Origin of the sequence: Photorhabdus akhurstii (assembly GCF_019090985.1) — a bacterium.
GTDB classification, from domain to species: domain Bacteria; phylum Pseudomonadota; class Gammaproteobacteria; order Enterobacterales; family Enterobacteriaceae; genus Photorhabdus; species Photorhabdus akhurstii.
On sequence record NZ_CP020335.1, the window covers coordinates 3,992,601 to 4,013,449 of the forward strand.

The window sequence follows — 20,849 nt, forward strand, 5'->3', positions numbered from 1 at the left end:
TTGAACCTCGAATTAAATTCTCGCCATTAAATCGGCACAGGGAGTATAGTGGACACTGATATTTTTAAATTGACTAAATATTCCTTTAAAATAAGCATAACTGATTGGTTGTAAAAAATGCCATTCCACATGCGGAGTCCCCTCTAGTACATCACAAACAGTTTGATGCCTTTCCGCCTGTTTTTTACCTGATTTACTCCCTTTCCACCAAATTTTGGGTTCACCTTCAGTATCAAAAAACTGGTCATACCGCGCCTTAGCCTCCAGAAACAGGCAATATGCTGGCCGCCAGCCATCAAACGTCACTTTCAGGCATTGAAATTCCTGGATCATTTGTGTGAGCGGGTTATATTTAGTTTTCGCAATAAATCGCTGATAGTTAATCGTGATAGTGCTCCAGCGACTCACCTTGCGATATTTTTCACTTGTCACCGGAATAGCAAGGCAAGCCTTGCACGCTTTTTTAGTTTCCGTTTTTTCACACTCTTCCGTTTCAGACTGGGCTTTAGTCTGAACCGCACTGGTATCAACGGATTCATCCCCTAAATCATCGTCCTCCCAAAAATCCGCATGGGTTTCGGCACTCCAGACGATATTTCGATCTTCATCTGTGATTTCAGGGCTTATCACAAAATCCGTTTTCTTATGGTGAATGTCGTCATCCTCTATAACGGATTTATCCTTACCGGCTTCCATCAACCCAACCGCAATTAATACCCCGGCACAGGCGCTGGCGACATATTCAGCCGCACCCACTGCGACCGGAGCTAATAAGGATATTGGCATATTAACGTCTCCTGTTTATCTTATTTTTTGCAATAATAGGAACACCATTGTGAGTATATTTATCAATAGCGGTAATAATCTTACCGCCATGATCTGTCATATCACTCAGCAGAATAACCGCCTTTGACATTAAAGTTCTCCATCGTTTTTCAATTGGAAATAACATCATCCCTCATTAAACTTCGGTAATTAATGGCAGTAATCCCAGGTTCACCAACTGAATTTCAATATCATTGGATTTATCAATATCCTCCTGATTTCTTCCATCAAAAATCCCTTTCTTGGTGATAATCAGAGTGCCGATCTGTTCATTATTTTGGTACACAGGCAGCACATCTTCCGCCATAGGCAGATAGAACTTATCAATAATACGGGGCTGGTAAAGCATCCAGCCGACACTAAGGCGATCAGGAAAAACCTGCCTGCCTTTTAAGGTATAGCCGTTAGTTTCCACCTGAATATAAGGAAAATCACGGCTGGTCGCTAAGTATTTAACTAAATCAATTAATCGGGATGCATTCAGTTGGCTACTGTCAATTTTTAAATTGAGTTCTAACTTAACCCAGTTAGGATGCCCAGATTTTGATTTATCATAAATAATGCCACAAGATAATTCATCTTTTTGTCCATCCCACATTCCATTGATAAGTGAAGGAAAATTTTTCCTATACTCTTTTTCAAAGTCTCTAATCGCAACTTCAGTTGGTCCTTGCTCATCAAACACAATATGTTGTAAAGCCTGTTTTCTAGAATATCCAGTTAAATACCAGGTCTTTTTCTGCCCGAAAAAAATATCAATCTGCCTTGTAATGTAAAATAAATCCATTAACACCGTATTTAAGGTAATAGTTTCCTGTTGTTCATAACGTGCATTGATTTCCAAATTAATTATTGCCATCGTTGACCTCAAATTAAGTTAAATCTTTACAAGGAGTATAATAAACATTGATATTTTTATGTTCAATAAATAGTATTTTAAAATACCCATAGCTGACAGGCTGTAAAAAATGCCATTCCACATAAGGAGTTCCCTCCAGTACATCACAGACTACTTGATGTCTTTTTGCCTGATTTCGCGCAGAAATCTGACCTTTCCACCACCTTTTAGGTTTACTATCACTATCAAAAAACTGGTCATACCGCGCTTTGGCTTCCAGAAATAAGCAATACGCTGGTCGCCAGCCATCAAACGTCACTTTCAGGCATTGAAATTCCTGGATCATTTGTGTGAGCGGGTTATATTTAGTTTTAGCAATAAATCGCTGATAGTTAATCGTGATAGCGCTCCAGCGACTCACCTTGCGATATTTTTCACTTGTCACCGGAATAGCAAGGCAAGCCTTGCACGCTTTTTTAGTTTCCGTTTTTTCACACTCTTCCGTTTCAGACCGGGCTTTAGTCTGCACCGCACTGGTATCAACGGATTCATCCCCTAAATCATCGTCCTCCCAAAAATCCGCATGGGTTTCGGCACTCCAGACGATATTTCGATCTTCATCCGTGATTTCAGGGCTTATCACAAAATCCGTTTTCTTATGGTGAATGTCGTCATCCTCTATAACGGATTTATCTTTACCGGCTTCCATCAGCCCAACCGCAATTAATACTCCGGCACAGGCGCTGGCGACATATTCAGCCGCACCCACTGCGACCGGGGCTAATAAGGGTATTGGCATATTAACGTCTCCTGTTTATCTTATTTTTTGCAATAATAGGAACACCATTGTGAGTATATTCATCAATAGCGGTAATAATCTTACCGCCATGATCTGTCGTATCGCCCAGCAGAATAACCGCTTTTGACATGAAAATTCTCCATCGTTTTTCAATTGGTAAAAAATATCATCCTCCATTACACTTCGGTAATTAATGGCAGTAATCCCAGATTTACCAACTGAATTTCAATATCATTGGATTTATCAATATCCTCCTGATTTCTTCCATCAAAAATCCCTTTCTTGGTGATAATCAGAGTGCCGATCTGTTCATTATTTTGGTACACAGGCAGCACATCTTCCGCCATAGGCAGATAGAACTTATCAATAATACGGGGCTGGTAAAGCATCCAGCCGACACTAAGGCGATCAGGAAAAACCTGCCTGCCTTTTAAGGTATAGCCGTTAGTTTCCACCTGAATATAAGGAAAATCACGGCTGGTCGCTAAGTATTTAACTAAGTTAATTAACCGAGATAGACTTAGCTGACTAGTATCAGCCGCTAAATTTAATACTAACCACACCCAATTCGGGCGAGAAGTTGATGATTTAAAATAATCAATTCCACTATCTAATTCATCCTTTTCACCATCCCATATTCCATTAATAATAGCAGGGAAATTTTTCTTATAATCTTTTTCGAAACTTTTTATGGCAACTTCAGTTGGCCCCTGCTCATCAAATACAATATGTTTCAAGGCATCTTTACGGGAATATCCCTTTAAGAACCAGCTTTTTTTCTGCCCCAAAAAGATATCTATTTTCTGAGTAATATGAAACAAATCTATCAATGCAATATTAGGAGTAATGTTTTCTTGTTGCTCATAACGTATATTAAATTTTATATGAATTATTGCCATGTTGACCTCGTATTAAACTAAAGCGTCGCAGGGGTATAGTGAACACTGATATTTCTATATTCACCGAACAATATCTTAAAATAGCCAGAACTGACAGGCTGTAAAAAATGCCATTCCACACGCGGAGTATTATCCAGTGCATCACAGACTACTTGATGTCTGCGTGCCTGCTCTTTAGCGGAATAAATTCCCTTCCACCAATTTTTAGGATTTCCTTTACTATTAAAAAACTGGTCATACCGCGCTTTAGCCTCCAGAAACAGGCAATATGCCGGCCGCCAGCCATCAAAGGTCACTTTCAGGCATTGAAATTCCTGGATCATTTGTGTGAGCGGGTTATATTGAGTTTTCGCAATAAATCACTGATAGTTAATCGTGATAGCGCTCCAACGACTCACCTTGCGATATTTTTCACTTGTCACCGGAATAGCAAGGCAAGCCTCGCACGCTTTTTTAGTTTCCGTTTTTTCACACTCTTCCGTTTCAGACTGGGCTTTAGTTTGAACCGCACTGGCATCAACAGATTCATCTCCTAAATCATCGTCCTCCCAAAAATCTGCATGGGCTTCGGCGCTCCAGACGATATTTCGATCTTCATCTGTGATTTCAGGGCTTATCACAAAATCCGTTTTCTTATGGTGAATGTCGTCATCCTCTATAACGGATTTATCTTTACCGGTTTCCATGATACCGACTGCAATTAATACTCCGGCACAGGCGCTGGCGACATATTCAGCCGCACCCACTGCGACCGGAGCTAATAAGGGTATTGGCATATTAACGTCTCCTATTTATCTTATTTTTTGCAATAAAAAGAATATCTTTAAATTGCTGCTCGGGTTTTTGATCAGGGGACTCTAAGGCTGTCTTGATTGGCAAGGCATGCTGAAAATCAGGATTAAACGCGACCAGAGATAAATAGGATTGAATCAAGTATTTATCCTGAAAGTTTAATGACAGCAAATAGTCATAAGCAGCCATTAGCCGTTCGTTCAGCGAAGATGGGGAAGGAATTAAATCCGCATGTTTAGTGAGAAGTTCGGCCTGTATACGATCAATCACCGTCTGTTTTTCCAGTTTGGTGATAATATCAAATTGTTCCTGAGTCAATTCAATCATAATGGAGCTCCTGACACCGAATAATAAGTGGCATTGTATTGATAAACCCATTTATTAATATCATGCGTGAATGCAAACAATTGTTCATGACTAAAAATGTCACTGATGCGATGCAAAATACGAGGATCATAAAAACGTAGCAGTGCGGTCTGTTTTGTCGGAAGTTGAATATTTAAATATGACACAAGATGGCGGGTCAGCTTATCTAATGACAGAGAGGTTAATAACCATGATACTGCCGGATACGTTTCTTCAAGTATTGACAATTTCTCTTGCCATTGATGCGCATATTCCATATCAAACAGCCACGGGCCTGCAAATGCAAGTTTTGAATCTGGATAGTGCCGGAATAGTGGGTTGTTGACACCCAAGATATAATTAATCTCCTCACCAAAACAGCGTTCATACTGCAAACCATTCACCAGCGCGTAAAGCCGAATGCCGGGATGTTTTTTCTGGTAATTAACCAATTTTTCGCTTAATTCAAGTGTCATAATTACCCCCGGATAACGGTTATTGCTTCTTCAAGTTCAGCTTTCATCAAACAACTGAGACAAATTTCTTTGAGTGGTTCTTGAGAAACAGGAGTGGATATTTCAGCACTGACCTGTTCCAATTTATCCAGCATATCCGGCAGTTTTCCTCCCCACCCCGAACCTGTACCCGGTGTTCCACTGGCAAAATTGATCCCGGCACTACTGCTGATGCCGCCGACGTCAATTTTAATAAAATGCCCCGCAGCCTGTAAGGTGAGCTCACTTCCAGCATCAATGACTATCTTCGCCCCGGAACTGAGGTGAATTTCATTTCCACTTTGTACCAACAACGCATCGTCAGCTTTAATATGAAGTTTTTGTCCGGTTGAAACGGAAATATCATGCTGCGCCAGAACACGATATTCATTATCAACACGTAAATGGGCGTCATGTCTAATATGATGAGTCTGATTATGTGCAATATTGACCATTTCATCGTTTAAAATCTCCGTTTTCATGTTCTTCTGAGCATGAATATAGATTTCCTCACCGCCTTTATCATCATCAAAACGCAGTTCATTAAACCCTTCCCCTTTATGGGTTTTTGATCGGATTACCATCTGCGTTTTTGCCATCGGCAAACGGTTCGGTGGGAGATTAATGGCATTATAGGTACGACCAATAATAATCGGCTGGTCAGGATCACCATGCAGAAAATCAACCAAGACTTCCTGACCAACACGCGGAATGGTCATCATCCCCCAACAGTGTCCAGCCCAAGATTGGCTAACTCTTATCCAGCAAGAACTCTGATCATTAAGTTCGCCATACCGGTCCCAGTCAAATTGCACCCGTACTCGTCCATATTCATCACAAAATATTTCTTCTCCCTCCGGCCCCACCACTGTGGCAATTTGCAAGCCATCAATACGTGGCTTGGGATAAGGCGAAGGACGCCATACCCGGTTGGGGCTACCAAAGGTGAAATGGTTCGTCAAAGTCGTCCCTCTGCCGCCAAAACGAGATTCATCCGCTTGAGGCTGATGGCCTTGGTGAATAATTTGGATTATTTGCCACGAAGTATTAAATTTTTCTTTCGGATGATCGGTAAGCTTAAACCACCTGCCCGGTAAGAGAGCAAAACTATCACTATGCCCATTACCGAGCAAAACATCATTACGCAACGCCTCCAGCCGGTACTGACTTATCCGCTGCCCATTCTTATCTTTATAACGTCCGGGAAAGTCATAGTAATAGTAACTAGGTAAATCCGAACGCTGATTGCCGATGTACCTGTAATTTTCGTGGAATTGAAAATCAGCAAACCACCGGGGATGTTTAAATGTGTAATCTCTCACCGAAACTTCAGCGATGCCCACTTTTTCTTCCCAACGAAACCGGCTGACGCAACACTGACTGCCTGTGGCGTCAAGTTCTGGGTTGTAGGGCAGTGTAAGAGAGCCATTCTCAGCGTAAGAGTCGACAAAAACCATTGTCGACTCACCCTTATCCTGATTAAAGTAATAGTAATAAAAGATCCCTTCATCAGCTAACAGACGCTGTAAAAAAGCCAAATCACTCTCATCGTACTGAACACAGAACTCCCGTACGGGATGTTCATAACGCAAGCAACAAGAGAATTGACGAACGCCATTTTCTTTCAATAGCCTATCAATAATATCGGTGACGGATTGATGCTGAAAAATACGGGAGTTAACCCGCAATCCGGCACGCCACAAGGAAGGATGGAGAGTCAAGGAATAACCACTACGATAACGGTTCGCGGTTTCCTGCACAAAATGAGTCACAATCCCGGTGATATAACGCTCAGGTTGTCCGTCACGATAAACGGTCAATGTGGCGTATTTATCCAGAACTTCCGCAAAATCAATGTCCGGCTTGATACAAGTCAGTGTGACGTGCAAACTGAATAGCGTTGACAACGCTTCATCCAGCATAAAATCAACCACAGCAAAAGTTTTCACAGGAAGATTACCAACCACGAGAGTAAAAACCAGTCCTGTTCGTTCTACATCAAAATTATTAACCATAACGATGATTACCTCTGTTGAATCGTCAGCTCACAATATATCCCTAAACGAAATGATCACAAAAGAAGCAATTATGATGTTTTTTAATCAATCATGCAATGAATTCATAAGAAAATATGATGAAATAGCAGAAGGCAGAAGGCAGAAGGCAGAAGGCAGAAGGCAGAGGACAGAGGACAGAAGTAATGATAAACAATTTATTCACTATGAATGTTTGGCCCACATAAGGTGATTTAAATTTTCAACTTAATATTACGGTGATAATAACCAATAAAGTGAAGTGAATAGAAACAGTATTTAATTTATAGTAATGATATTTATGATGACCTGTCCAGAAAGCCAAGGCAAAAATGATCAAACATATTTTCAGCAGGCAAGAGGTTTTCCCGCAATTCTTATTTACCACTATTTACGGTTTGAGAAGATTTAACTAGTTTCAAGCCGTAATAAATCATCCGATAGTTTAAATTAAAAACTGTTTTGATAATTTATTCCAAACATTAATTATAGTGATCAGTTATTTTATGAAATAAAAACGATAAAGAATATTAAATTAGATAAGAATTCCTCATCTATACTTAATGTTGTTAGTCCAAAACAACATCCTAATAAGTCTAATCTTAATAAAATCAGATTAAAATAGTGAGGGGTTGTAATATGGGCATTATTCACGTTACCAACAATATGAAAAATGATACGATTGAAGTTGCAATTAACTACTGGAGCACTGATTACGCAAGATTCACAGTGTCCGACGATTATTTTAATATCAGTCCTGGATATTTTAGGGCTTCCTGGTTTGTTGACGATTGGCGCGGTTATATCATGTCAGTCAAAAGGCTAGGAATTACATTTTCATATTTCATTTTACCTGACACCAAGATTATTGTCGGAGAAAATCGAGTTACAGAAAATGAGTATGTGATAAAACCTTTATTTGTAAGCTAGCTCATTTATATTTAATGTTGCTAGCCCGAAACGGCATCCTAATAAAGTCAAATCTTAATGAAATCAGATTGAAATAGTAAGGGAGTTGTAATATGGGCATGATTCACGTTACCAACAATACGAAATGTGACACAATTGAAGTTGCAATTAACTACTGGAGCACCGATCAAGCACAGTACCAAGTATCCGACGATTATTTTACTATAGTTTCTGGAGGTTATAGAGATTCTTGGGTTGTCGACGATTGGCGTGGTTATATCATGTCAGTCAGAAGACTTAAAATCATATATTCATATTTCATTTTACCTGACACTAAGATTATTGTCGGAGAAAATCGAGTTACAGAAAATGGGTATGTGATAGAACCTTTACTTGTAAGGTAGTTCATCGCCTTAATTGAGTATATAAGATTATAAATGATCCCATGTACCTATTATCGGTGACCGTCTAAACGGTCACCGAAGAATTCCGGCTACTTTTATTGAGAGTGGTGCCTTATATCTACCTGTCACCACCCCCTAAAAATCTAAATTAAGTTAAATCGCCTCTTCGTCCTGCTCACCAGTGCGAATACGTACAACACGCGCCACGTCAAATACAAATATTTTACCATCACCGATTTTCCCAGTTTGTGCGGTCTGCATAATGGTTTCAACACAGGTATCGACAATATCATCTGGCACGACAATTTCTATTTTCACTTTTGGCAGAAAATCCACCATATATTCCGCACCACGATATAGCTCAGTGTGTCCTTTCTGGCGCCCAAAACCTTTCACCTCTGTTACCGTCATTCCGGTGATACCCACTTCCGCCAGCGCTTCACGCACATCATCCAGCTTGAAAGGTTTGATAATCGCATCAATCTTTTTCATGAAGTTTTCCTGTTGTTACCAGTTTTTACGGCCGAAACCAGAGGTAATCGGGTAGCGTCTGTCTTTACCAAAATTGCGAGGCGTAATACGCGGCCCCACTGGCGCCTGACGACGTTTATATTCGTTAATATCGATTAAACGAACAACTTTACGCACAATCTGTTCATCAAACCCCGCCGCCACCAGCTCATCAACCGATTTATCCTGTTCCACATAACCTTCCAGAATATTATCCAGAATGTCATAAGGCGGTAAACTGTCCTGATCAAGCTGCCCAGGCGCCAATTCCGCCGATGGCGGACGATCAATCACTCTTTGAGGTATCGCCGGCGAAACGGTATTACGATATTTTGCTAATTCAAATACCAATGTTTTCGGTACATCTTTCAGCGCATTAAAACCACCCGCCATATCGCCATATAATGTGGAATATCCCACCGCTGATTCACTCTTATTGCTGGTCGTCAGCACGAGACGATGGCGTTTATTAGACATCGCCATCAGAATAACGGCACGGCAACGCGCCTGTAAATTCTCTTCGGTGGTATCTTTGGCCGTACCCGCAAACAGAGGTTCAAATTGTGCCATAAATGCATCAAACATCGGTTCGATCGATACCACATTAAACTCAACACCCAACATATCAGCTTGTTCTTTAGCATCTTCTATACTCATTTCAGATGTATAGCGGAATGGCATCATAACAGCCTGAACATGATCTTTACCCAATGCATCAACAGCGATTGCCAGCGTTAAACCAGAGTCAATTCCCCCAGATAAGCCTAATAACACGCCTTGAAAGCCATTTTTGCGAACGTAATCATGCACTGAAAGGACTAATGCCTGATATACCTGCTGCAATGGCGGTAATTCAGGCGCCGGATTAACCATAGGTTCAATCGTTAATTCATTAAAGCGGCATTGCTGGATCTGTTCATTAAATGCGGCTAACCGATGAGTCACTTCACCATTTGCATTAAAAACTTTAGAACAGCCATCGAAAATCAGCTCATCCTGGCCACCAACTTGATTAAGATAAATCATGGGTAGATCTGTACGTTGGCAATGTTCTCTAATCAGTTCATAACGAATATAAGGTTTTTCACGATTATATGGAGAAGCGTTGATAGAAAGAATTAAGTTTGCACCGGCCTGTTTCAAGGCATCAATCGGTTCATCAAACCATAAATCTTCACAAATCAATAAGCCGAGATTGTAGCCCTTAAATGGTACAACACAGCTTTGATCGCCCGCTTTAAAATAGCGTTTTTCATCAAAAACACCATAATTTGGTAACCGTTGTTTGAAATAACGGGCCAAAACTTTCCCTTGCCAGAATAAGGAAAGTGCGTTGTAAATCTCTCCGTCCTGTTCCCAAGGATGACCAACTAAAATAGCAGTTTGGCAACTGGCAGCTTGTAAACGTGCCAATTGCTCACGGCAACGCTGATGAAAATCAGCCCGGAATAATAGATCTTCTGGAGAATAACCGGATATCGCCAGTTCAGAAAACATGACCAAATCAGCACTTTGTTGCTGTTGTTCCTGTACTGTCTGCAACATACGTTCACAGTTGCCTTCAATGTCGCCAATCATCCAATTAAGCTGTGCAAGGGCAATATTAAGAGTACGGCTCATATAATTTAGCTCTCCCAAGCCACCAATATTTATATCAGTGTAAAAACTTCCTGAGCAGCAGAAAAGTTATTCTTTAAAATCATTCGCATCCAATTCATGGCGCGCCAGTAATTTGTAGAATTCAGTCCGGTTACGTCCCGCCATACGCGCCGCATGAGTCACATTCCCTTTGGTCATTTGTAGCAATTTACGCAGATAATTCAGTTCAAACTGATTTCTGGCTTCCACAAAAGTGGGCAACGCTGTATTTTCCCCTTCCAGTGCCTGCATAACTAAGGCTTCACTAATAACCGGCGCAGTAGTTAGCGCAACACACTGTTCGATCACATTAACAAGCTGACGCACATTGCCAGGCCAACTCGCCGCCATCAGACATTTCATTGCATCAACGGAGAAACTACGAACAAAAGGTTTATGGCGTTTCGCTGATTCACGCAACAGATGATTCGCCAATAAAGGAATATCTTCAACCCGACCATTCAAAGCTGGAATTTTCAAGTTCACAACATTTAGACGGTAATAGAGATCTTCGCGAAATTCATTTTTTGCCATTGCCTTCGGTAAATCACGGTGCGTCGCGGAGATAATCCGTACATCAATATCCAGATCACGATTACTTCCGAGCGGGCGTATCTTACGTTCCTGCAATACCCGCAATAATTTAACCTGCAAAGCCAGCGGCATATCACCGATTTCATCAAGAAACAGCGTTCCTCCCTGCGCAGTAAGGAATAGCCCTTCACGGCTACTGACCGCACCGGTAAATGCGCCTTTAGCATGACCAAACAGTTCTGACTCAAGGAGTTGTTCTGGCAAAGCGCCACAATTAATCGCGATAAATGGTTTTTTCGCTCGCGGACTGGCGCGGTGAATTGCCAGGGCTAACACTTCCTTCCCGGTGCCACTCTGACCGTTTATCAGTACACTGACATCAGATTGAGCGACCATTCGCGCCTGCTCCAACAAGCGCAACATCACAGGACTGCGGGTAACTATCTGCTCCCGCCACTGCTCATCACTAGCGGGCGTAGACAACGCCAATGCGCCATCAATCGCTTTATAAAGCGCATCCCGATCAACCGGTTTAGTCAGAAAACTAAAGACCCCCTGTTGAGTGGCCGCCACTGCCTCTGGAATTGAGCCATGAGCTGTCAGAATAATCACCGGCATGCCCGGTTGTTGCTTCTGGATTTCAGCGAACAGCGCCATACCATCCATTTCATCCATACGCAGGTCACTGATCACCAAATCAACTTTTTCTTTAGTTAACAGTCTCAACGCTTCAGCGCCACTTTCCGCGGTTGTGACACGAAAACCTTCACTAGTAAGACGCATTCCCAACAATTTCAACAAACCAGGATCGTCATCAACCAGAAGAAGATGGGCTGGCTTACGCGCTGTCATGGTGCGGCTCCTTTATCTGATTCAGAGGTATTATTTGGCGTACTGTTTTTGCCAGGTAATGTCGTCGCTGGCGTTTCAGCATGTTTATCCGAATTGCCTGATCCAACACTCCCTTGATTTTGCTTACGGGAAGAGAGCTGACGCTCAATATCTGTCAGGTTTTCCAGTTTACGAGAAGTTTCTTGTAGCTCAAATTCCAACCGTGCGCGACTTTCTCGCAGACGATCAAGTTTATTATCCGTATCGGCCTGTAATTTTTGGAATCTTGCCCGCTCCTCAGCCACTGCAATTTGCTGAACCTGCTGTTCGCGCCATAACTGTAATAACGGTCGCAACGAGTCTGGGAATTTCAACCTGTATTTGTTGAAATTTTCAACCATTTTCCGACGTTCAGACAACGTAGGCCCGGCGCTATTAAGTAAAATACTTTGTTTAAAAGCCATATCCCAAGTGACCGGAAGAGTGTATTTCGCCATATTACGCGCTTTAGCTGATGTCAGGCGATCTGAACAGCCCATCAATCTCAGCCAGTAAAGCGCATTCTCAATCGATGGCGGCGTCTCTAAATCCCACATTAACTCACATTCTACAATACGGTAATCCGTTACCCGTTGCTCTGGTATTACCATTTGCGTCACTGCCGTTAAATTATTATTAACCGGATTTTTGACGCAACCCGCCAATAAAAAAACGATGAAGATCAGCAAAATCATGCTAAAACCCCAAATTGAAACTCGTGGTAATAACAATCTGGCAACCAACATGTTTTTCCCAGGTTGTACTGCAATATTCTGCCGATCCGTCTTTTGTACAAAACGGTAAGTAGACCTGTTATGCATTATTTATTCATTCTCAGCAGTTAATGGCAATTTAATACGAAAACAGACGTCAGCAAATTCGCTCTGAATCAATATCAGTTCGCCCCCCATACGCTTAATACAATCCTGCGCAATACTTAACCCAAGACCGCTGCCTTTCACTGCACCTTTGCGCTGGAGCGTTCCCTGATAGAACGGTTCAAAAATCATACTACGTTCTGATTCAGGAATGGGCGTGCCGGTATTAGCAACATTAATTTGAACATATTTGCCAATCTGACGACTTGAAACCCAGATGTTACCGGATTCAGCGCCATAGTGCACCGCATTAGAGTAGAGATTATCAATAACCCGCATTAATAGCGTAGGCTCTGCCCATAAAATATCAGCATCAAGCTGAATTTCCGTCTGAATATTCTTCGATCTCGCAGGTAAACTGTGTGATAAAACCACTTCATTAACAATTTCCCGCAGAGAAACCTGCTGTTGCTCCGTCGGGCCATCTGCCAGCTTACGGTTATAATCCAGTAATTGCTCGATCAATTGTTGTAAATGTTTACTACTATTATCAAGAATAGCAACCACTTCTTGCTGATCAGCCGTTAATGGCCCTGCCACTTCATCAGCCAGTAATTCTGTCCCTTCCCGCATACTTGCCAGCGGTGTTTTCAGTTCATGAGAAATATGACGTAAAAACTCATGGCGTTGTGATTCTAACCAAGCCAGGCGTTCACTGAGCCAGACAATCCGTTGCGCCAGAGAACGGAGTTCTCGCGGCCCCTGAAAAGAATCTATGCGAACGCCTAATGATTGCCCTTCTCCCAATCGGTTAATCATGCGTTCAATCCCTTTAACCGGCCCGATAATCATGCGAGTAAATAACGCGACCAATAACGCACTCAGTAGAAATAAAATAAGACTCTGCCAGCCAAAAAATTGTCCTTTTTCAGCAATATCTCTCTGTAGCTGTTCTCCCCGGCTGAAAATAATATCACGGGTAGCCTGTACCATTTGACTATTAGCATTGGAGAATTGCTCAAGTAATTGAGCGGCAGGTTGGGTAGGTTCGCTATTGAAGCAACTGATTTTTGTCAATTGCGATAATAAGCTGTTAAGCGTCTTAATATGCTGTTGATCATCAAGTATCGCCATCTGATCTTTCAGCATCTTAAAGTATTGCTGATATTGCCTTTGGTAGAGGTTTTCCAGCGTCTTATCCCCTAACACACAATATTGGCGATAACTGCGCTCCATCTCCAACGCAATACCTGTCATAGCCTCACTGCGGCGTGCATCCGCTAGCGTGGTACGATTTATATCAGCCGCTTGCTCACTGAGTTGATCAAGACTCTGGTAAGCCTGATAAGCCAGAACCAACAGCGGCAATAACACCAGCCAGAAGGCCATGACAACTAATTGGCGCAATGAGCGCGGAAATAAACGCCATTTTTTCAAGGAAATCATCTCGTAACCTGTCAGTACACCAATGCTAACCGACAAAGGGCGGATAGAAAAACCCATCGGCTGATAAATTCTGCTGTGACTGAAAATCAGTGTAAGGCGCAAACAGTACAAAGGGGCAGGTAAACACCTGAGCGATGACGGCGGGATAATAGTTTTCGCTACTATCCCGCCAGTGAGGATAACGCATGCCCGCTGTTTATCTACAACAGTCAGACATAGGTTGGTGCCTCACTCCACGTGTCGCCCGATGCTTGATAAGGCCCGAAAGCGATATCACTGAGTTGGACGGTAGGCACCTTACTTTGGCATCATTCGATGGTTTATGTGGCATCTCTCCACCTAATGTGGGCCGACATAAGAAGTTGAATGAGCAACTGTGCCAGCTTAATGCAGATTCCATGCCAACATTAAAAAAATAATCATAACCAACTGTTTTTACTTTAGAAAAAATTAAATGTTACGTTTCAGCAACTAAACAGCTTCTTTTCCGATATGAGCAAAATTTATTTTCTGTCGCCAATTAAAGACACTCAAAATCATGCAAATAAAAATAGATTAAAATCAAATAATTAAATGTCTCCTTTTTGAGACATTCATAACGCATGTTTGTCGGGTAATTGAGACAATAGAACAATTGGGCATCTAAACGCCTGGGAATTCACCGATATAAGGCTTTCACATTTGAATTACCAGCATTGCTATCATGTCAATGGCCTATATATACCCTATGGATTTCAAGATGGATCGCGACGGCAAGGGAGCGAATCCCCGGGAGCATAGGTAACTATGTGACCGGGGTGAGTGAGTGCAGCCAACAAAGAGGCAACTTGAAAGATGACGGGTATATTTATTTGCCTAATATCTGGCCTTTATCAGCCAATAATGTACCATCGTAGATAGAAGTAAAAAGTCTCTATTCGAGAGAAAATTATGCACCAAACCCAAAACAGGGAATCGCTATATATGGTTCAATATCCTACTCAATTTGAGATGCAGCAAGAACAAATGGCCTTTAATATCACCTGATGAACTACAAAATAGCCTATTGGAATTCGATCAACAATGACTAACAAAATGGTATGCAATTTCTGCTCACTCTTTTTTGTATCAGTTCAGCATAATCGAGTTAAAAGTAATATCCATCATGCAACGATGTAGTCACAAAAATTTCATTAATGTAGAAAAAGGTAATAGAAATGAAAGTAATTGTTATTGGAGCAAGCGGTACAATAGGAAAAGCAATCTCGGAAGAATTAGAAAAAAATCACGAAGTCATTCGTGCCGGAAGGAATGGCTTAGACGTTGTAGTTGATATCACTTCCGTTGATAGTATTAAGAGTATGTATGAAAAAACTGGAAAGGTTGATGCTGTAGTCTGTGCAACAGGTAGCGCACATTTTGGACCAATCTCAGAATTAACTCCAGAGTTAAATGAGATAGGAATAAACAGTAAACTCAAAGGCCAAATTAACTTAGTACTGTTAGGGATGGACTATATTAACGATGGCGGAAGTTTTACTTTAACAACTGGAATTATGATGGATGACCCTATTATTCAAGGAGCATCAGCAGCGATGGCAAATGGCGGTATTAAGGCATTTGTAAAATCTGCGGCAATTGAAATGCCAAGGGGAATTCGTATAAACAGTGTTAGCCCTAATGTCTTACAGGAATCATTGGATAAATATGGTGAATTTTTCCCAGGATTTAACGCTGTTCCTGCTAGCCGTGTAGCACTTGCTTTTAGAAAAAGTGTCGATGGCGCTCAAACCGGCCAAAACTACGAAGTTTATTAATTCAGAGAAAATAACACAAATATATAAACCTAAAATATTGATGACGTGCTGATCGTGTCCTTCAAAGAGTTATGAATAGGAGCTATGAACATGAAATGCCCTGTTTGCGGTGCAGCGGAACTTATCCATGACACCCGCGATCTGCCCTATACTTACAAGAGCGAAACCATAATCATTTCTGCGGTAACAGGCGACCTCTGCCCTGCCTGCGCCGAATCTATTTTGGATGCAGTGGAATCAGAACGCGTCATGTGCGAAATGCAGACATTCTCGAAGCAAGTCAATGCGGCCATAGTCGATCCTAAGTTCATTGCCAGAGTACGTAAGAAGCTCGCGCTTGATCAGCGGGAAGCTTCTGAAATTTTCGGCGGTGGTATCAATGCTTTCTCGCGCTATAAAAACGGCAAGACCAAGCCATCTCTAGCTTTGGTGAAGTTGCTTAAAGTGTTGGATCGTCACCCCGATTTACTCTCTGAGGTCAGGATGATGTGATTCTTCCTATTCGTTCTATTGGACTCCAACTTCTTATTAATAGGTCTATCCTCAAACAACACGACTGAAATCGAAATCGGTTTATCTATCAACTTCGCATTCGACAAAACCAGCGCATTTCCATACGCTCAATATATACCCTATGTATGGAATGCTAAAACAAATAAAAAAATGGCTTCAATTGCGATCTCACGTCAGTTACGAAACAAAGAATCACAATGAAGCCAATGAACGCTATCAGCCGGAAAAAACCGGCTGACACAATTTACTTACACCGCAGTACTTATCCTAACTGCTTACGAGCATTACGGAAAAGTCGCATCCACGGGCCATCTTCGCTCCACTCATTCGGATGCCAGGAGTTATTTACCGTGCGAGATACCCTTTCTGGATGCGGCATCATCACAGTTGCCCGACCATCAATGCTGGTAACTGCGGTAATGCCATTCACTGAACCATTTGGGTTAGCCGGATAGTTTTCCGTAACCTGACCATAGTTGTTTACATAACGTAAAGCCACTAACCGGTTACTTTCAAGCATCTCAAGATGCTGTCTATCACGGAATTCCACTTGCCCTTCCCCATGAGAAACCACAATCGGCATACGAGAACCTGCCATATCTTGCAAAAACAGTGACGGGCTGTCAGCCACTTCCACTAAACTGAATCGCGCTTCAAAGCGCTCTGAACGATTACGTACAAAACGCGGCCAATGTTCAGCGCCTGGGATTAACTCCCGCAAGTTAGACATCATCTGGCAACCATTGCAAACACCCAACGACAACGTATCAGGCCGTGCAAAGAAAGCGGCAAATTCATCACGAACAAGCTCATTAAACAGAATTGATTTCGCCCAGCCTTCACCTGCCCCCAATACGTCACCATATGAGAAGCCGCCACAAGCAACCAGTGTCTGGAATTGGCTCAATCCAATACGTCCAGACAACAAATCACTCATATGAACATCAATCGCCTCAAAGCCTGCTCGGTGGAACGCCGCGGCCATTTCAACATGGGAGTTAACGCCCTGTTCACGCAGTACAGCCACTTTCGGCCTTACCTGCTGCAAAATGTAAGGCGCTGCAATATCTTCTGAAATATCAAAGGTCAGTTTTACATTCAGTCCAGGGTCTTGATTATCCTGTTTAGCCTGATGTTCCTGATCTGCACACTCCGGGTTATCGCGCAGACGCTGCATTTGCCATGTGGTTTCTGCCCACCATAAACGCAAAGTACTGCGATTCTGGCGATATACTTCAGTGTTGCCACTAAAAATAACAAAATCATCACCTGCTTTGGCTTTCCCCAGATAATGTACGCAATCGGCCAGACCCTGTTCTGCCAAAACGCTTTCAACAAATCCTCTATCCGATGCTCGAATCTGAACTACAGCGCCCAACTCTTCTGTAAAGAGCGCAGCCAGAATATCTTCATCAAACACACTGATATCAGCTTCAATACCACAATGCCCGGCAAAAGCCATTTCAGCCAACGTGACCAATAAACCACCATCAGAGCGATCGTGATAAGCCAGTAATTTTTGTTCCGCAATCAGTTGCTGAATCGCATTGAAGAAACCAGCCAATTGCTCAGCACTACGTACATCCGCGGTTTTATTACCCAGTTGACGGTAAACTTGTGCTAATGCGGTACCGCCCAGTGTGTTTTTTCCTTGCCCCAGATCGATTAATAACAATGCATTATCTTCATCGGTGGAAAGCTCCGGCGTTACTGTACGACGTACATCTTCCACTCTGGCAAAAGCGGTAATCACCAGCGACAAAGGCGCCGTTATCTCACGCTCTTCACCTTGTTCATGCCAGCGGGTTTTCATCGACATGGAATCTTTACCCACCGGAATAGTCAGCCCTAGCACAGGACATAACTCCTCACCCACTGCTTTAACCGCCGCATACAAACCGGCATCCTCGCCAGGATGACCCGCAGCGGACATCCAGTTCGCTGAAAGTTTAATGCGCTTTAAATCCTGAACATAAGCAGAAGCGATATTGGTCAAAGCTTCACCGACAGCCATACGGGCAGAAGCAGCAAAATCCAACAAAGCGACCGGCGCACGTTCCCCCATAGACATCGCTTCGCCATAGTAACTATCAAGGCTGGCGGTGGTGACAGCGCAGTCCGCAACCGGGATCTGCCACGGACCCACCATTTGATCACGGGAAACCATGCCAGTGACAGAGCGATCGCCTATCGTTATCAGGAAGGTTTTTTCCGCCACCGCCGGCAAATGCATAATGCGCTTAACGGCTTCTGCCAGATCGATATCCCGGCGTTCAAGGCTTTTGCCTCCGGCTTTTAATGTACTGACATTACGCAACATTTTTGGCGTTTTACCTAGCAGTACATCCAGAGGCATATCGATTGGCTGGTTATCAAAGTGTTCATCATTAAGCAGTAAATGACGTTCTTCTGTTGCCTCGCCGATAATGGCATAAGGCGCACGCTCACGCCGACAAATCTCTTCAAACAGCGGAAGTTGTTCCGGCGCGACCGCCAGTACGTAACGCTCTTGTGATTCGTTACACCAGACTTCCAGCGGACTCATCCCCGGCTCATCATTAAGAATTTTGCGCAGCTCAAACCGTCCACCGCGACCACCGTCACTGACCAGCTCAGGCATGGCATTGGAAAGCCCACCAGCACCAACATCATGAATGAACAGAATCGGGTTGTTTTCACCTAACTGCCAACAGCGATCGATCACTTCCTGACAACGGCGCTCCATTTCCGGGTTATCCCGTTGAACAGAAGCAAAATCCAGATCAGCATCGGATTGCCCCGACGCCATAGAAGATGCAGCCCCCCCACCTAAACCAATGTTCATGGACGGGCCACCGAGCACAATTAGTTTTGCGCCAACAGAAATTTCACCTTTTTTGACATGTTCATCTCGGATATTACCGATCCCACCGGCCAGCATGATGGGTTTGTGATAACCACGTAATTCTCTGCCGTTATGACTGTTGACTTTTTCTTCATAGGTACGGAAATAACCCAACAACGCCGGGCGACCAAATTCATTATTAAATGCCGCGCCCCCTAAAGGGCCTTCCATCATAATATCCAAGGCGCTAACAATGCGTTCCGGTTTACCGAAATCCTCTTCCCACGGCTGTTCAAAACCCGGTATCCGCAGATTAGATACCGAGAATCCCACCAGACCCGCTTTTGGCTTAGCGCCACGCCCGGTCGCCCCTTCATCGCGGATTTCGCCGCCAGAACCTGTCGATGCGCCCGGCCAAGGAGAAATCGCAGTCGGGTGATTATGCGTTTCCACTTTCATCAGAATATGGGCCTGCTCCTGATGGTAATCATATGAACCGTTTTCCGCACTGGCAAAGAAACGGCCGACAGAAGATCCCTCCATCACAGCAGCGTTATCTTTATAGGCTGACAGAACATAATCAGGTGTCTGCTCATAGGTGTTTTTAATCATTTTGAACAATGATTTTGACTGTGCCTCACCATCAATAATCCAGTCAGCATTAAAGATTTTATGGCGGCAATGTTCAGAGTTAGCCTGAGCAAACATATAAAGTTCAACATCTGTTGGATTGCGCCCTAATTTCTGGAAAGCCTCCATCAGATAATCAATTTCATCCGAAGCCAACGCCAATCCAAGCTCCGTATTGGCTTGCTCCAACGCGCCGCGTCCTGCTTGCAGAATATCAATGCGTTTTAACGGAACAGGTTGTTGACGAGAAAACAATTTTTCCGCCTGTTCCAATTGAGTAAAGACCGTTTCCATCATCCGATCATGCAACAGTGATGACAATATTTGCCACTGTGCATCACTCATTTCACCACTTTGGATGTAATAAGCCAGGCCACGCTCCAGACGCACAACCTGGGACAGACCACAATTGTGAGCAATATCGGTTGCTTTGGAAGACCACGGGGAAATCGTTCCTGGACGAGGCGTCACTAACAGTAACGTACCTTGGGGTTCATGTTCAGCCAGCGAAGGTCCATATTTCAGTAACTGTTGTAACTTTGCTGAATCAACATCACTCAAAGGTGCATTAATCTCTGCAAAATGAACATATTCCGCATAAATATCATTGACCGGAAGTTGCTGTTCTTGACACACAGAAAGGAGTTTAGTGATACGAAATGCAGATAAAGCAGGTGAACCACGTAGAATTTTCATAGTAATCAATTCTCTCATCTTAGAAGCAAAGCTTAATAGATGCCTAAGGGGAAATGAGTGCATTATAGAGGATTGTCATCCATGACGAAACCGTTTGCGTGACGATTATTACCGCCAATTATCCTTTGTCCAAGTCATGTAAATAGTATCAATTAGGTTGCACAGCCGGTTTTTGTTCCGCAAAATGCTCAGTCACTGGAAATTTAACCATAATAAAATAGCGCGTTTCCGCATAG

Annotated in this window: 21 protein-coding genes; 4 read left to right on the forward strand and 17 right to left on the reverse strand. The window is 42.9% G+C overall.

Annotation, left to right across the window (positions count from 1 at the left end):
- Positions 1-12: 12 nt before the first annotated feature.
- The 11 genes from B0X70_RS16835 to B0X70_RS16870 are packed head-to-tail and all read right to left on the reverse strand — an operon-like array spanning position 13 to position 7,007.
- The gene (locus B0X70_RS16835; protein ID WP_217469897.1) at positions 13-786 is read right to left on the reverse strand and encodes a Tox-REase-5 domain-containing protein; all 774 of its coding nucleotides are present in this window, start codon (positions 784-786) and stop codon (positions 13-15) included.
- A gap of 1 nt (position 787) precedes the next feature.
- Complete coding sequence (locus B0X70_RS25605; RefSeq protein WP_256448130.1) at positions 788-916, reverse strand: PAAR domain-containing protein; 129 nt, start codon at positions 914-916, stop codon at positions 788-790.
- 45 nt (positions 917-961) lie between these two features.
- Complete coding sequence (locus B0X70_RS16840; protein WP_036777741.1) at positions 962-1,684, reverse strand: Imm52 family immunity protein; 723 nt, start codon at positions 1,682-1,684, stop codon at positions 962-964.
- 13 nt (positions 1,685-1,697) lie between these two features.
- On the reverse strand, positions 1,698-2,462 hold the full coding sequence (locus tag B0X70_RS16845; protein ID WP_217469898.1) for a Tox-REase-5 domain-containing protein: 765 nt from the start codon (positions 2,460-2,462) through the stop codon (positions 1,698-1,700).
- 1 nt (position 2,463) lies between these two features.
- Entirely contained in the window at positions 2,464-2,592 is a 129-nt protein-coding gene (locus B0X70_RS25610) for a PAAR domain-containing protein (RefSeq protein ID WP_256448131.1), read from the reverse strand.
- Between the two features lie 46 nt (positions 2,593-2,638).
- A complete protein-coding gene (locus B0X70_RS16850; protein WP_217469899.1) occupies positions 2,639-3,361 on the reverse strand; it encodes an Imm52 family immunity protein in 723 nt (240 codons plus the stop codon).
- A 17-nt stretch (positions 3,362-3,378) separates the two neighbouring features.
- Positions 3,379-3,684, reverse strand: coding sequence for a Tox-REase-5 domain-containing protein (locus B0X70_RS25310; RefSeq protein WP_246593325.1), 306 nt, complete (start codon positions 3,682-3,684; stop codon positions 3,379-3,381).
- A gap of 36 nt (positions 3,685-3,720) precedes the next feature.
- Positions 3,721-4,137 carry a hypothetical protein gene (locus B0X70_RS25315; protein WP_246593326.1) on the reverse strand — a complete coding sequence of 139 codons (417 nt, stop codon included), beginning with the start codon at positions 4,135-4,137 and terminating at the stop codon, positions 3,721-3,723.
- Between the two features lies 1 nt (position 4,138).
- Positions 4,139-4,480 carry a hypothetical protein gene (locus B0X70_RS16860; protein WP_046394449.1) on the reverse strand — a complete coding sequence of 114 codons (342 nt, stop codon included), beginning with the start codon at positions 4,478-4,480 and terminating at the stop codon, positions 4,139-4,141.
- On the reverse strand, positions 4,477-4,974 hold the full coding sequence (locus B0X70_RS16865) for a DUF4123 domain-containing protein (protein WP_046394450.1): 498 nt from the start codon (positions 4,972-4,974) through the stop codon (positions 4,477-4,479). Before B0X70_RS16865 ends, B0X70_RS16860 begins: the two co-directional genes overlap by 4 nt.
- A gap of 2 nt (positions 4,975-4,976) precedes the next feature.
- Positions 4,977-7,007, reverse strand: a complete 2,031-nt coding sequence (locus B0X70_RS16870) for a type VI secretion system Vgr family protein (RefSeq protein WP_217469900.1) — start codon at positions 7,005-7,007, stop codon at positions 4,977-4,979.
- Between the two features lie 657 nt (positions 7,008-7,664).
- On the opposite strand from B0X70_RS16870, the gene B0X70_RS16875 reads away from it, so the two are divergent.
- A complete protein-coding gene (locus tag B0X70_RS16875; RefSeq protein WP_036777751.1) occupies positions 7,665-7,955 on the forward strand; it encodes a hypothetical protein in 291 nt (96 codons plus the stop codon).
- A 536-nt stretch (positions 7,956-8,491) separates the two neighbouring features.
- Here B0X70_RS16875 and glnB read toward each other — a convergent pair.
- The 5 genes from glnB to B0X70_RS16900 all read right to left on the reverse strand — a co-directional run bounded on the left by glnB (position 8,492) and on the right by B0X70_RS16900 (position 14,154).
- Positions 8,492-8,830, reverse strand: coding sequence for a nitrogen regulatory protein P-II (gene glnB / locus B0X70_RS16880; protein WP_011147501.1), 339 nt, complete (start codon positions 8,828-8,830; stop codon positions 8,492-8,494).
- A 15-nt stretch (positions 8,831-8,845) separates the two neighbouring features.
- Positions 8,846-10,468: an NAD+ synthase gene (locus B0X70_RS16885; RefSeq protein ID WP_217469901.1), complete on the reverse strand. Its 1,623-nt coding sequence runs from the start codon at positions 10,466-10,468 to the stop codon at positions 8,846-8,848.
- 66 nt (positions 10,469-10,534) lie between these two features.
- Complete coding sequence (glrR, locus tag B0X70_RS16890) at positions 10,535-11,872, reverse strand: two-component system response regulator GlrR (protein ID WP_217469902.1); 1,338 nt, start codon at positions 11,870-11,872, stop codon at positions 10,535-10,537.
- Entirely contained in the window at positions 11,869-12,711 is an 843-nt protein-coding gene (gene qseG / locus B0X70_RS16895) for a two-component system QseEF-associated lipoprotein QseG (protein WP_036810437.1), read from the reverse strand. Before qseG ends, glrR begins: the two co-directional genes overlap by 4 nt.
- 3 nt (positions 12,712-12,714) lie before the next feature.
- Positions 12,715-14,154 carry a sensor histidine kinase gene (locus B0X70_RS16900; protein ID WP_036810439.1) on the reverse strand — a complete coding sequence of 480 codons (1,440 nt, stop codon included), beginning with the start codon at positions 14,152-14,154 and terminating at the stop codon, positions 12,715-12,717.
- A 185-nt stretch (positions 14,155-14,339) separates the two neighbouring features.
- Between B0X70_RS16900 and B0X70_RS16905 the strand changes: the two genes are divergently transcribed.
- From B0X70_RS16905 to B0X70_RS16915, 3 genes are all read left to right on the forward strand, one after another.
- Complete coding sequence (locus B0X70_RS16905) at positions 14,340-14,573, forward strand: hypothetical protein (RefSeq protein ID WP_036810443.1); 234 nt, start codon at positions 14,340-14,342, stop codon at positions 14,571-14,573.
- 777 nt (positions 14,574-15,350) lie between these two features.
- Entirely contained in the window at positions 15,351-15,950 is a 600-nt protein-coding gene (locus tag B0X70_RS16910; RefSeq protein ID WP_110091887.1) for a short chain dehydrogenase, read from the forward strand.
- Positions 15,951-16,040: 90 nt separating this feature from the next.
- A complete protein-coding gene (locus tag B0X70_RS16915) occupies positions 16,041-16,442 on the forward strand; it encodes a type II TA system antitoxin MqsA family protein (RefSeq protein ID WP_217469903.1) in 402 nt (133 codons plus the stop codon).
- Between the two features lie 283 nt (positions 16,443-16,725).
- Here the strand turns inward: B0X70_RS16915 and purL are convergent, their stop codons facing one another.
- Positions 16,726-20,613 carry a phosphoribosylformylglycinamidine synthase gene (purL, locus tag B0X70_RS16920; RefSeq protein WP_217469904.1) on the reverse strand — a complete coding sequence of 1,296 codons (3,888 nt, stop codon included), beginning with the start codon at positions 20,611-20,613 and terminating at the stop codon, positions 16,726-16,728.
- Positions 20,614-20,849: the final 236 nt, after the last annotated feature.